The sequence below is a fragment of the Microcoleus sp. FACHB-672 genome, from assembly GCF_014695725.1.
GTDB lineage: Bacteria > Cyanobacteriota > Cyanobacteriia > Cyanobacteriales > Oscillatoriaceae > FACHB-68.
In genome coordinates, this window is record NZ_JACJOU010000017.1 from 12,016 (window position 1) to 25,241 (window position 13,226).

Annotated in this window: 8 protein-coding genes; 1 reads left to right on the plus strand and 7 read right to left on the minus strand. The window is 49.6% G+C overall.

All coding sequences use genetic code 11. The annotated features are described in order from the left end of the window. Window positions 1-399: 399 nt before the first annotated feature. The 4 genes from H6F56_RS12875 to H6F56_RS12890 form a co-directional block, all read right to left on the minus strand. Complete coding sequence (locus H6F56_RS12875) at window positions 400-3,612, minus strand: HAMP domain-containing methyl-accepting chemotaxis protein (protein ID WP_190668752.1); 3,213 nt, start codon at window positions 3,610-3,612, stop codon at window positions 400-402. Between the two features lie 75 nt (window positions 3,613-3,687). Beyond that, the gene (locus H6F56_RS12880; RefSeq protein WP_190668754.1) at window positions 3,688-4,218 is read right to left on the minus strand and encodes a chemotaxis protein CheW; all 531 of its coding nucleotides are present in this window, start codon (window positions 4,216-4,218) and stop codon (window positions 3,688-3,690) included. Between the two features lie 92 nt (window positions 4,219-4,310). After that, entirely contained in the window at window positions 4,311-4,676 is a 366-nt protein-coding gene (locus H6F56_RS12885) for a response regulator transcription factor (RefSeq protein ID WP_190668756.1), read from the minus strand. A gap of 448 nt (window positions 4,677-5,124) precedes the next feature. Then, the gene (locus H6F56_RS12890) at window positions 5,125-6,420 is read right to left on the minus strand and encodes a response regulator (protein ID WP_190668758.1); all 1,296 of its coding nucleotides are present in this window, start codon (window positions 6,418-6,420) and stop codon (window positions 5,125-5,127) included. A 772-nt stretch (window positions 6,421-7,192) separates the two neighbouring features. On the opposite strand from H6F56_RS12890, the gene hmpF reads away from it, so the two are divergent. Beyond that, a complete protein-coding gene (gene hmpF, locus H6F56_RS12895) occupies window positions 7,193-8,947 on the plus strand; it encodes a pilus motility taxis protein HmpF (protein WP_190668761.1) in 1,755 nt (584 codons plus the stop codon). Between the two features lie 199 nt (window positions 8,948-9,146). Here the strand turns inward: hmpF and tilS are convergent, their stop codons facing one another. From tilS to H6F56_RS12910, 3 genes are all read right to left on the minus strand, one after another. Next, on the minus strand, window positions 9,147-10,145 hold the full coding sequence (gene tilS / locus H6F56_RS12900) for a tRNA lysidine(34) synthetase TilS (protein WP_190668762.1): 999 nt from the start codon (window positions 10,143-10,145) through the stop codon (window positions 9,147-9,149). 309 nt (window positions 10,146-10,454) lie between these two features. Then, on the minus strand, window positions 10,455-11,510 hold the full coding sequence (gene ccsB, locus H6F56_RS12905; RefSeq protein ID WP_190668764.1) for a c-type cytochrome biogenesis protein CcsB: 1,056 nt from the start codon (window positions 11,508-11,510) through the stop codon (window positions 10,455-10,457). Window positions 11,511-11,816: 306 nt separating this feature from the next. Then, window positions 11,817-13,226 carry a serpin family protein gene (locus H6F56_RS12910; RefSeq protein ID WP_190668765.1) on the minus strand — a complete coding sequence of 470 codons (1,410 nt, stop codon included), beginning with the start codon at window positions 13,224-13,226 and terminating at the stop codon, window positions 11,817-11,819.

Consider the following 13,226-nt stretch of genomic DNA (forward strand, 5'->3'; position numbering starts at 1 on the left):
CACTTCAGAAGGATGAAAGAGGAAGGGTTAAGGGTGAGATTTGCGGCTTCACACTTGACTCCTCAATTCTAAAATCTAACGAATTTACATACAAATGTACCCAACTTATCAATATTTCATATCTAACTAGCCCTTGACCCTCCTCGCGTTCGAGCCGGCAAACCCTTGTTTTTGTCAAAAATCGGAAAATAAGACAATTTTCCCGAAAATTCGGGTGGTATTCTCTGGAAGCCCTCACAAGGTAGGTTGGTTCGGTTGACCTGCCGACAGCGTCGAAGTAAGTGGCTGAAACACGGATAGTTTCGCTTGCTCTTTTCTTCTCCTCATCCGTGGCTTAACGATTAAAAGCCTACCCCTAAAAGCTCCTGAAGCCTGTTTCCCATAGCCGGTGTCATGCCCTCAGCGCTCTGTGGGATCAACACGGAAGCGCTCCACAGAAGTCAGAAGGTCACGCGCCACACCCACAAGGTTTTGCAGTGCTCCGGACACCCGCTGGGCTTCTTGCGAAGTTTCCTGGGCTGTCAGCTCGACCGCTTGCATAACTTGGGCCACTGCTCGTGAAGTTTCTGTTTGCTCCACGGTATCGGCAGTAATTGAGCGCACCAGCACGTCGATACGATTTGAGATTTGGATGATATCTTCCAGCGCCCGTTTGGCTTGTTCTGCCAGTCGGGTGCCTTCAATCACCTGCTGAGTGCCTTCTTCCATTGCAGTCATCACCGAGCCGGTTTCGCTCTGGATCTGCATCACGATTTGCTCGATTTCCTTAAGCGCTTTTGCGGAACGATCTGCCAACTGCCGGACTTCATCGGCAACGATGGCGAACCCTCTGCCGGCCTCACCGGCTCGCGCTGCTTCAATACTGGCATTTAGTGCTAGCAAGTTTGTGCGGGAGGCAATCGTAGAAATCAGGGCCACAATCTTAGAAATTTCTTGAGACGATTCTGCTAATCGCTTGACTTTTCGGGTTGTCTCTGCTACAGTTTCTCGAATTTCCAGAATCCCGGCCACCGTTTGTTCTACGGCTTCCCCACCTTTAAGCGCCGTAGTTGAAGCGGTTCGGGCTACTTCCTCAGCTTCTCGCGCACTTTCGGCCACCCGTTGAATGGCGTCCGTCATGACTTGCACAGAGTTGAGGGTTGCTGCCAATTCTTCCGCTTGTCGCAAGGCGTCTGAAGACAAACTGCGAGCGAACGATTCACTATCTGCAGATCCTTTTGTTACTTGCCGCGCCGCTAGTTTCACCTGGAGCACAATTTCCCGCAGGTTTTGAATGGTCAGGTTAAACGAGTCAGCAACGGCTCCCAGCACGTCTGCGGTGACTTCTGCCTGTACGGTTAAGTCGCCCCGCGCTGCCCCTTCTACGTCGTCCAGCAAGCGAATAACTTGGCGCTGTAAGTCTTCCTTGGCTTGCTCTTGTTCTTCAGCTTTGCGCTGCGCTTCCGAGGTGGTGGTGAAGATCACGCGAGCCATGTGGTTGAATTTGGTCGCCATCTGCCCAAATTCATCTTCTGCGTAGACGGTGGCACGGGCGCTGAGATTGCCTTGAGATACGGCCTCAAATTGAGCTTGCAGCTCGTCGGTGGCTCGTTTGATTTGGCGGGTGGTGAGCTGGCCGAATCCTAGTGCAGTCAAACCGCCGGCAAGTCCGGCCCCGGCTGCCATTGCGGCATTTTTCAGTTGGGGGATGGGATAGATGGCTGTTGTGTAGCTGACGGCGGCAGCGGCAATGGCAGCCACAGCGCCCGTAATTAAAGCCGTCCACATCTGTTTAGTGGCCAGCGGGGCATTTTCAAAGGGAGCCAACCAGCCTTGCTCTTGGGTGACGGTTGGCTCGACAGCACCGGCATCGGCATGGGCAAAGGTAGGTACGGGTTCGCTGGTGCCGGCAATGCTGAAAATTTCATCGTCGCGGATCAGCGAGCCATCGGTCAAATCGCTGCTAAAGCCTGAGTTTCTGCCCAGCCGGCTCGAACTGCTGTTTGATGGCCCAAACCCATAACCCCCTGAAGGGCTGGTGGCCCCGGTGGAATCTTCCGACAGGTCAAAGTCTGGAATCTCGCTGCCGATATCATCAAACTCATCAAATTCATCTAAGTAGTCGATGCCGGCGTGCTGATTCAGCCCCCCTGATGCGGATGCCGGCGGGTTGTTAAAATCTTGAACACCGAATCCAGCATCGTGAGCAAATACATCATCGTCAAAGGCGTCAAACTCATAACTGCCTTGGGAGTTATAGCCGTTCTTTTCGGATCTGTCGGATCGAGTAAAGTTCTGCTGGCTCCTTGGGTAACTATGATTACCTGCGTAGGTGCCGGTGTCTGGCGCATCGAAGCTTGAGTCGTCAAATCGGTAGTCGTCGTCGTCGGCTGCTGGCTCTAATGCTTCGCCTCTCATGAGTAGGGTGGCATCTTCTGCGTCTGGATCGTTGCCGGTGAACCGATTTGCTGAGACGTTTCTGTTCGGATTACTGAATGCTTCTGTAACGTCTTCGCTATACTCGTTCTCGTCGGCAAACCCGTTGGCTTGAGCATCGGCGTTGTTGCTAAGCTGCCAATCGAGGGGATCTAAGGCTTCATCAAAGGCATCCAACTGCGCGGACAGGCCGGCTGCGTCGAAGTCATCCGTGTCCCCAAAAGGGGTGGCAAATGCTTCTTCATTGTCAGTATCCCCAAAGGGAGTGACAAATGCTTCTTCAGTGCCAGTGTCCCCAAAAGGAGTGGTAAATGCTTCTTCGCTGTCAGCATCCCCAAAAGGGGTAGCCAATGCTTCTTCGCTGTCAGTGCTTCCGAAGGGGGATGCGAACAGTTCATGATTGCTGCTCGTATCTCCAAAAGGGGTGCCAAATGCTTCTTCAGTGCCAGTGTTTCCGAAGGGGGAAGCCAGCGTATGGTCGTCGGCGTCTTCCCTGACTTCTAGATCCGGCATTTCATCGGGGCTTAAAAAATCAGGCAGATCGGATCCTAAATCTTGGTCGTTCCAGCTGGATTCCTGGTAGTCACCCAGCAAACTAGGATCGATGACAAACGGATCGCCAATTCCTGAGTCTGAATCGTGGGACTGTGGCTGTTGCGGCGAATAAGCAGCCTCTGTTGAGTTCCCAAACGGATTCGCATTTTGGTGAGGAATTGCCGGTTCTTCAGCCAAATCGTTGAGACCATTAAGGTCTAAGTCGGCTAGGTCGAAATTATTATCTTGAGAGAGTTCTTCGATATCTTGCCATGCCTGGGCGTTAGACTCTTCTAATGCGCCAGAGTCATCGACTAAATATTGCTGCCCGTTGGCGTAAAGGTCTTCGTCTGGAGAAGCTTCCATGCCGGCTTCACCGCCAGCATTGCTAAATTGATGAGCATCAGCCAGACCATTTTGGGCTAACTGCACGAACTCTGCCTCGGACGTCAGACGCAGAACCCATTCATATTCTTGCTGAGCAATTTCATACTGATGCAGCACATAGCAGTAGATGTTGCCCCGTAGCAGACGCACACTGAAGTCGTCAGGACGCTCCTGACTTAATCGTTCTAGAATTGCAGCGGCTTCGTCATAATTGCCCTGCATATAGGCTGCTTGTGCCCGTTCGTAATCCTGCGCGTAGTCCGTACTTGATGCCATTGGTCTCCCCCTGCCCAATTTTGGAGTTTTGATTTTAGATTTTATGTTTTGCTCAAATCTAAAATCTAAAATTCTTTATGCTGCCCACCGGGCCGATCGAAGAATTTTGACCTGATCTAGCAGTCGGAGAAACTGATCCCCTTCTGCGTTCAACACCCACTCACCATCCAGAAATGGCTCCATACTATCTGGTGCGTTTGTTCTCCGCTGCAACTGAGCCACATCCAGCCATTCCATTCCCACGATCCGGTCAACAGCTAACCCTAGTATAGTGTCTTGGTCTTCTACCGCAATCACCGGCAGTTCAGGTCGATCAGTATTTAAGGGTGTAGCATCTCCTAAAAACTGACCGAGATCGGCCACCCAGATGACTCTGCCCCGCACGTTCAGTGTTCCTAAAAGTAAGGAAGATACATTGGGAACGGGAGTTATTCGGTCTGGTGAAGGGGAAATGACTTCGCGGATGCCTTTAGCCGGCAAGGCAAATTCGGTGCCGGCAGGAACGTAAAACCGCAGGTGCAATTCACCTTCAGGACTGTCTAGTTCCTGAAATTCTGGCGCTTGATCTGGCCCGATGCCGGGTAAAAAATCCGGATTCCCCACCATTTGTCTCTTTACCTTTTGATTGCTGGCTGCATCCTGTTGTGATTTTACGGGTTAGTGGCTAGGGAAGACGTTTTTGTTTTCTAACCCTATTGCTAGCCTCTTAACAATTGCTTGACGGTTCCTACCAATTCTGTGGGTTGAAAGGGTTTAGCGATGTAGGCATCTGCTCCTTGTTTCATTCCCCAGTAGCGATCAAATTCTTCTCCTTTTGAAGAGCACATAACCACCGGCACGTTTTGGGTTTTCGGATCGGCTTTGAGCCGGCGGCAAACTTCGTAGCCATTCATCCGAGGCATGACAATATCCAGTACGACTAAATCTGGGCAATTATCTTGTATTCGCTCTAAGGCTTCTACGCCATCACTGGCTACGTTAACGGTCAATCCACTCCCTTTCAGGAGGTTTGAGATCATCTCCCGTTGCGTAACGCTGTCTTCCACAACTAGAACTGTACTCATAACTTCCTACCTGGTTGCTGGCTCATAATATTAACGGTAAAGATCCCCTCTATGCCTTTATTCTCCTTGTTTGAAGCCTGATTGGTGGAGGCAAAAGGGGTGTAAACCGCGACTCATCGGTGCTAGAGACTTCTGAGTTGGGCAGTTTTAGACATCGCCACTGGAGAAATGGATACTATAATATTATATTTACACCTTCTGTAAAGAAGTACCTGGGACGAGTTCTCAAGGGTTTTGCCCACTCTCAGTTTTACTCCAGCATGGTTTTGGGCCGCGTCCGGCACTGTAAAACAGCTCGAAGTGCTAGAGATAACTGGAGCGATGCTCTTGAAGGCAATCGCGTCTAAAGATTCCCTAAGACAATACAGGAATGTTAGGGCAACTTTGATACGTTTGTCTGTGGCTAAGGATAGTTTACAGAATAAAATGGCTTTTATTGCTGCCGGCTTTAACTTAACGGTGCTGAGGGAGTCGAAAAGGATTCGGGCGCATCAAGGTCGAGTTCTGCTTCGAGAACTTCTTGAAGTAATCTTTCAGGTTCGGGCTGCTCTGGATAGCCGAGACCTACATATTTTTCTACTAATGTCAATAGCTCGCTTTCCCCAAAGGGTTTGCTAAGGTAATCTGTTGCGCCGACCATCCGCGCTTTGACTCGGTCGATAAATCCATCTAAGCCAGTGAGCATGACAATCGGGGTTTGGCGGAAGGCGGTGGAGCGGCGGAGCATGGCAGAAATTTCGTAGCCATCAAGTTCTGGCATGGTAATATCGCACAAAATCAAGTCAGGTTTGAGCTGAAAGACTAGACTGAGTGCTTTGAGGGGATTGCTGATGCCGGTGGCTTCGTAACCGCGCCGGCTCAGGATATATTCAACTGATTTGCGGACGGCAACTTCGTCATCAATACAAACAATGCGGGGCACTTTTGCCGGCTGGCTCGCTTGCCAGTCCCACTTAAAGGCACCACTCACTTCTGAGGCGGGATAAGAAAGCTGCACCAACCCTTGTTGTATATAAGGATAGATGGCACGCGCCACGGTTAAAACATCTCGATTTAAATAGCGAGCGAGTTGGCGAATGGTAGTTTGGCCATCTGCCCACCGATTGAGGGTGTTGAAGGTAATTTCTGGGAGCGTTTGAGAAAGCTTTTTGGCATCTGAAATGATCGGGCATTGGTTGGGCGATTGAATGTGGGGGTGAAACTGCTTCCACTCTTGCACCCGCTTCATAATCTTTGTTACTAAAGAGCCGATCTCTAAGGTTGTGAGTTGGGGTGCCAGAGCAGGACCCATCTCAAATATAAAGGAACCGTGATGAAGGCTCAGCAGATCAAACAGGGTTTCATGTACCATGCTTTGAATGATGCTGCGCCCTTGGGCGGGAGTCAGGACGCGGTTTTCTAAGAGCGCCCAGAGGTAGCCATATTCCGGTGCGTTGATGGAGGCAATGGAGGGAACTTTGAGATTATCCAGAGCGGTGTCTACCTTGTAGCGTCGCAGATAGTCGCGGAGGCGGGATAAATTGCTGTAGCTATCCGCGCCGGCATAAATAATTTGACCGTTAAAGAAAAAGACAAACCAGGATTGCTCCCTAAAATCTCGGGTTTTGTGGGGATCGCGCTGGGCAATGGCGATGCCGCCAGGTGAACTATTGTAAGCTTCTACAAACAATTCGCCGGTTCGCTGCCCCAACTCAATGAGTTGTAAGATGCTGCGGATATCGATTTCAGTCAAATTTCCCTGCATGCCCTTAAAAGGCTCTCCTTTAAACCGTTTAAATACGTTGGAATTTGTCAATAATCGGTCGAGCCGGCTGTCTTTTAGATTCCCACATTAATGCCTATCCGGGAAATCTTGCCAGCAAGCAGACGGCGAAATCAGCAACGAACTGGGCTTATACTAGATTTCCAAGCTTTGAGCCTAGCAATGGTGGCTGTTTGCGAAAACATTGCCGGCTCGAAAGAGCAGCTCTGGCACCCCGCTAACCGTAACGGCTAGGCTGGTACAATAAATAATGTCGGCCAGAGAGGAGTAACGACCGACAAGCTGAAACGCGCTTGGGGTCGCCGTTAGTCAGGTTCAGCGAGACTCGCACGCCTGCCTCAGTCGAGGCTAAAGAGTTTGAGGACTAAAAGTTTCAACTTTTAGTCTAATTTAAGACAGACCACGGCTGCTCATCATTTGCTTTGTCTCGCCCTTTTGTGTGAACTAAGTGTAAATATTCCTTACATTTCCCTGAGTTAAAATTTTGATCTGCATGACTCATGTTTCTCGTGTCCTAGACTAGATTCCAAAGGCAAGTCTGCTATGTTAATTCCCCTTCCTTCTGGATAGCTGCATCACAGCGGTCGAGTTGAACAGTCGGTTGACGGCGCTCAGCTCAGGATTGGCACCTAGGGATGCTAGCTTGTGAGATGGCGTTGTCCTCGTCAACTGAGTTTAATGAGATGAACTAAATCGTCAGGGGAAAATTTAGTCAAAAGTCGGTCATACATTTATATTCAAGAGGACAATCGGCGTGCTGTATCTAGCAGAAGTACAAATACAGAAGGCGTTAATGGGCAGTAAGGCACAACTCAAACTGCTGGCTTGTCAGCGGGGTGAGCAAAGTTGGAATGCGGTGCCGAGTGAGGACGTTATTCCATTTGACGATGTGAGTAAATTTAACGCCGGCGCGTTGGTACTGGTGGAACTGAATACCAACAAACAGATGCAGCGCCCGCCTCAAGAAGCGTCTCGTCAGTTAGTCAGCATTTTGCAAAACTTCTCCCGCTTGCAAGACAAATTCAAAACGCAAGAAGAAGAAATTGAGCAGTGGAAGCAGTCTTTGACTTACCAAAGTCAGGAACTCAACCGGCGGGAAATGGAATTGCAAGCCCGTGAAGAAGAAATCGGGCAAATGCAGGGAGAGTTTGAGCGCTTAGAGGCACAGCGACAGGAAATCAGTGGGGCGCGGGAGGAAGCGAACCGACTGCAAGAGGAACTTGAGCGGAACCGGCAGGAACTAGAAGGTTCTTGGCAGCATTTGCGCGGGGAAATGCAGCGAGTACAGGAACAGGCGGCTTCTGGAAAGGCGATTGATGATGAACAAGCTCGCACGCTTCAGGAGTTGTTAGATCGGCTATCTGGGACAATTGCACCCACTGACTCGGTGCGACAACAGCTGAATTTGGCTTTTGAACGGGTGACAGCCCAGCAGTCCGTTTTAGATTACCACCGGCAGCAGTTAGAGCAGCAACGGGGATCTGCTGAGCATCTGCAAGGTGAGGTGGATCGGGTGGCTCAAGATTGGCAAACCCGAACTCAAGACTGGCAGCAAGCCCACACCTCTCTGGATATGGTTCGTGCTGAGTTGAAGGTGCAGCAAAATACCTTAAAACTAAAGCAAGAGTATGCAGAGGCTTTGGCGCTGAAGCTACAAACTCAAGAGGAGTTGCACCAGCAAGTTTACCAGCTAGCAGATACTTCAGATAAGGTCAGTATTAGTAGCGAAAAGGTAGATGTTGAGGCGCTGGAGAGGATGCCGGTGGAGGAACTTCAGGGGCTTTTCCAGCAGCTTCAGCAGGATTTAGAAAAGGTGTTTCGCTTTGTTAATGATCAGGAAGAAGAGCTGGGAATGCAGCGTCAGGCGCTTGAAGAGGTGCAAGCCAAGCTGAATACGGCAAGCGAGTATGAGCGGATGAGTTTGCAGGAAGAATTGGCAGACGAGCAGGATCGCTACCAGATGCTCAATGAAACGCTGGTTGGGCAGCGCCGCAATCTTAGGGAAAGAGAAGAGATTTTAGCGCAGCACCAAGCCGTACTGTGGCGGCGTCTTGGGAAGTCAGCCAATCAAGGATCAGATAATAAGCTGGAGCTAGGGCCAATTTTAGCGAGCGTGGAGATCCAGCGGCAACAGATGGGTGAGGAGCTGCAAAAGCTGGAAAGGGAAATTGAGCAGATGCGATTGAGCATTCAGCAGGCGGAGGGGATGATTCATCAGCAAGCCGGTGAGCAGGAGACAAAGCACAATGAGCTGAAGCAGCTGGAGCAGTATTTGCAAGAGCAGCGGGCGGCGGTGGCTGAACTTTGGGGTAAGGTTAATCTTTATCAAGAGATGTTGCAGCCGCTTCAAGACCGGCTCAATGAGTTGCGTCAGAATTTAGAGGAAGCTGCCGGTGTTCTGAATCAGGTTCAGGAAACCGGAGATCACCAATTGCAAGCGATCGCGCAAATGAGACAGGTGTTTATGAGTCTGATGAGTGATTCTTCGCCTCAGTTTGCGGTGTCTTGATTGGGTATGGAAAATTTAATCTCTAAAATCGCGTTAGCCCGATTCTATTGCCGGCAATTTGTCAAAGTTGCGCCGGCACTTTTTGTTTTGCCCTAGATGATGTGAGTTTAACTCACACAAATTTGGATTAAATTATTAGAAGTCTTGTTTGCCCAAGCTGGGTAATTTGGGTTTTGGGGAATTTCTTAGTCGGAGCCGGTTAAATCGGTTTTTCAAATACGCAAATCAAGTCACCGGCAACTTCTGCAAATGCGCCGCCGGGAAACGGATCAGTGCGAGTTCGGCTAGGGGCTGAAATTAAGTTTGTCAGCTTTTCTATATGTTCAAAGCTAGGGGCACCGGCGAGGACTTGTTCCAGCAGCCGGCGCATGACACGACGCTGAATAGCTAAGGGGTGGGAGCGCAAAATGTGGCGATTGAGTGCAATTTTTATATAGACTTCTTGATAAGTTTGTGAAATAGATTCTTGTAATACTTTCCCAGCAACTTCTTCTAAATACTCAACATCAGATCGCAACAGTTCAGCAGTTTGGGCGAGGGCTTGCTCGACTTTCGGGTTAAAGTGGGTTTGCAGGTAAGGCAGCAATTCATTGCGGATGCGGTTACGGGCGTAGTGCCGGTCTTGGTTGGTGGAATCTTCCCAAATTTCTAAGCCGGCCTCTTGACAAAATAAACCTGTTTGTATACGAGTAACTTCTAACAAGGGGCGCACCAATTGTACACCGGCATCTAAAGGGCGTTTCCAGGTTAAAGCTTGCAGTCCATCAGCACCGGCACCGCGAATTAAGTTGTAAAGAAGCGTTTCTGCGCGATCACTGGCGGTGTGGCCGGTGAGGATATATTGATATTGATTTTGTATAGCAATGATAGACAAAACTTGGTATCGCCAGTGCCGCGCTGCTGCTTCACTTTTCGGGATCTCTTCTGCGACTTGTCGGTGAAATGGCAGTTGCCAAGTTGCGGCTAGCTGTTGGACATAATCTGCATTGGCTTCTGAGTCGGGACGCCAGCGGTGATCGCAGTGGGCGATTCCTAATTGCCACCCCCATTTGGGCTGTAAGTCTAGGAGTAATTGAGCTAAGCAAAGGGAATCTTGTCCGCCGGAGACTGCGATGAGGAGTCGTTGATTGGGGGGTAATAGCTGCCGGTGTCTGAGTAGCCGGTGAATTTGGGCGTGGAGGGGTGTCCAGTTTGGCATTCAGGTGATTGGGAATTTTTTTAACCGCAGATAAACGCAGATGGGGTTGGTGGATAGATGCGTTTGATAATAGGCTTTTAAGATGTTTGCAAGAATTCTGCTGTGGCTTAATTTAGCTAAATTTAGATTAGCAAACGCATTTTTTATAAAGTACCTTTTTTCATTAAGGTTTAGGATTTTAAGTTTCCAAAAAATGTGATTGCTTAAGTTCAAGCTAAAATATACCACTTAAGAGAAAGGACGCAGTTGTGCCGCGTCCCTAAGTCGATTTATTGGTAAATTAACTTGTTTGGTTAACCGGCAGATGGGTTAGAAAAACCAGCCGTATGAGTGTAAGCCTTTGCCTAACAAATTGACACCGAGATAGCAAACCCAAACAACGACAAAGCCGGTGGCGGCTAAAAGTGCCGGCTTGCGTCCTTGCCAGCCTTTGGTAATTCGGGCGTGAAGATAAGCGGCAAATACTAGCCAAGTAATTAACGCCCAGGTTTCTTTCGGGTCCCAACTCCAGTAGGAACCCCAAGCTTCATTTGCCCAGACAGCGCCGGCAATAATTCCAATTGTTAGCAGGGGAAATCCTAACCCGATAATCCGATAGCTGATGTTATCGAGAATTTCTGCAAGGCTGAGACGTTGGGGCGAAAGCGGTTCAGAATTGGGAAGGTTGGAGGTTGAATTTTGAACCGGCAGGGTTTGCACCATCTCCAAAACCGCTGTTTTCCCGTTGCCATTACTATCAGCAAAACCGGCAACCGGCATCGGTTCAACCGGCTGAGGTGCAATTTCCTCACCGGCTTTTCGTAAGCGATATTGATTATTGCGGAAGCCGCCGGTGCCCACGGAACTGCCTCGCAGCTCAATATTTTGTCCGCCGGTGACAACTAAGAAAGCGATCGCCAGCAGTGAACCCACCATCAGCGCGGAATAACTGAGCATCATGACGCTGACGTGCATCATCAGCCAGTTTGATTTGAGTGCCGGTACGAGCGGTTCTGCTGACTGCATTCCTGAGGGCAAGGTAATAGCAGCAAACGCGGTGATCGCCATCGCCACCGGCGCTGTCACCACACCCACCAGCCGGCTGCGGCTCATATTTTCAGCAATCAGATGGATGGTGGTCATTCCCCATGCTAAGAAAAACAGGGACTCATACAGATTGCTTAAGGGGAAGTAGCCCGCTTCTATCCAGCGTGCTCCCAGCAAAGCGGCAATGCAGAGGTTTGCGCTTGCCATCCCAGCAGTTCCCAGCGCCGACAGATAAGGAATTCCCGGAAACGCTGCCCCTCCCCAATAAATCAGCATCGTAGCGAATAAAACGGCAAACGAGATATTATCCAACCCGTTTTGCAGTGCGACTAAATCCATGCAGTGTTCTCCCCAGCAATATTGTTCAAAACTCCCCTACGCGGTGGCAAAGCTGATTCATTCTTGTAACGTGCTAGTCCAATAGTCCGGCAGCAGTTTGACCCCCCGGTGAGTTTCACGATAATGAAACAGCCCTGCTACGCAACCAAGCGTGAGTAAGCGCTCCCGTTCTATCCTATCGAGTCTTGAGGCTCCAATGTTAAGCCGAGCAAAGGTTACTGGTGGTTGTTGTAGAAAAATTTGGCCGGTAAATGGTTCATTTATCCCTAAAAAGCTCCAATATCCCTGCTTTCACAGCATTCTCTGTTAATAATTTACTAAGGCTGGGTTAACCACGCGACCAAGAAATAAAACGCTGCCAGACTCTGCATCCCGAATTAGAAAGATAAATGGGTGATCGGCTTTAAAAGCATTTCCGCTGCCCCTTGTTGCCGCAGTAATGGCTGTCGCCGCATCTGCTTCAGTGCCGGCCTCATTCACGTCTGCAAACGTCTTGTGAATGACATTTGAGATAAACAGGTCTTTCTGTCCGTTCATGCCGGAGAAGTCGGAATTAGGGGAGAAGGCAAGCGGCATCCCCATTTGTGATAGTGCATCTTTCAGCTCAAACGCTGAACTTAGCTGGAACTTGGGTAGCCAGACGGAAATTGGAACCTCGCTCGATAGAGACGATAGCCATTTTGTCAAGTTTTCTGGAGTTAATTTCGTCTCCAACTCAAGCAGCCCATCGACTTGTTGCGGTAAAAGAATGACTAGAGATAGCCGGTTATCCACAAAGGGAAGTTCCAGCACTTGCAAACCTTCAATTTCTGCGTAGCCAAAGATTTGGCCGCCCTGATGCATCATCGGCACCGGCACTGGCTGCCCATCAAGAGTGGTAAACGGCTCGTTTTTGGTTTTACTAGGGTCAAATGGGCTAAGCCAAGCAGCTTTAAAGTAGATAGCGTTGGTCAGTACCAAGCGTGTATCTGAGGAGAGGACGCCAGGAGGAATGAGATCCTTAATCTTTTCGTGGGTTTTTTGCGCGATCCATTGGTTGATCTGAGTTCGGGCTGCCTCTGGCGCAGCCGTGAAGTCTAATTTTTCTAAAGTTGCGTTGTAAAAATTACGGGTAATTTCCAGAAATGCTTCTAAAAAGTTATACCCTTTTTGGCCCCAAAGCCGGTTAGCAATGTCTAGCTGATAATTCTGCCGGCTGTCAGCCTCTATATTGGCCCTGAGTGCTGCAAAAGCTGGATGCAGACGTTCGGGCGGGAGGTTAAAGTGCAGTGCTTGGCCCATTTCGGCGGCTGTCTGGCCCCTCGCACCGGCATAGGTCATGGCCAACCCGGTTGAGAGGCTATAAGGTGAGAAAAACACGTTTCCTTCCTTCCCCCCATTTTGCCTAGAAACCTCTTGGCGCAGATGCTTATAGAGGTCAAGCGCAAAGCCGGTGTTGCTGTTCACCACAGTGCTGGTTTCTGGGGGAAGTGTAGCGAGGAAGCCGGTGTTAACAGCGTCTTCGCACCGGCTGGGTTGAATATCAACTGAGAAAGCCAAAGCAGAAGTTAAAGATAAAAGGTAAAAAGGTAAAAGCAAAAATTTGATTTTGCCGGGTAACTTTTGTTGTTGTTTTTTGGCTAAATTGAGCTTGAAGCCGGCTATCAGCCATTTCGTTTCATTCTTCCACTTTGCCTGCGCCGCCGCCTTATTTCTAGCGCCTAAATGTTGCTTCAT

Bases quoted from the DNA above. Each gene is read 5' to 3' on its own strand.
- H6F56_RS12890 (WP_190668758.1), bottom strand. From the start codon at position 6,420: ATGCAGGGAAATTTGACTGAAATCGATATCCGCAGCATCTTACAACTC.
- H6F56_RS12885 (WP_190668756.1), bottom strand. From the start codon at position 4,676: ATGAGTACAGTTCTAGTTGTGGAAGACAGCGTTACGCAACGGGAGATG.
- tilS (WP_190668762.1), bottom strand. From the start codon at position 10,145: ATGCCAAACTGGACACCCCTCCACGCCCAAATTCACCGGCTACTCAGA.
- H6F56_RS12875 (WP_190668752.1), bottom strand. From the start codon at position 3,612: ATGGCATCAAGTACGGACTACGCGCAGGATTACGAACGGGCACAAGCA.
- H6F56_RS12910 (WP_190668765.1), bottom strand. From the start codon at position 13,226: ATGAAGCAACATTTAGGCGCTAGAAATAAGGCGGCGGCGCAGGCAAAG.
- H6F56_RS12880 (WP_190668754.1), bottom strand. From the start codon at position 4,218: ATGGTGGGGAATCCGGATTTTTTACCCGGCATCGGGCCAGATCAAGCG.
- ccsB (WP_190668764.1), bottom strand. From the start codon at position 11,510: ATGGATTTAGTCGCACTGCAAAACGGGTTGGATAATATCTCGTTTGCC.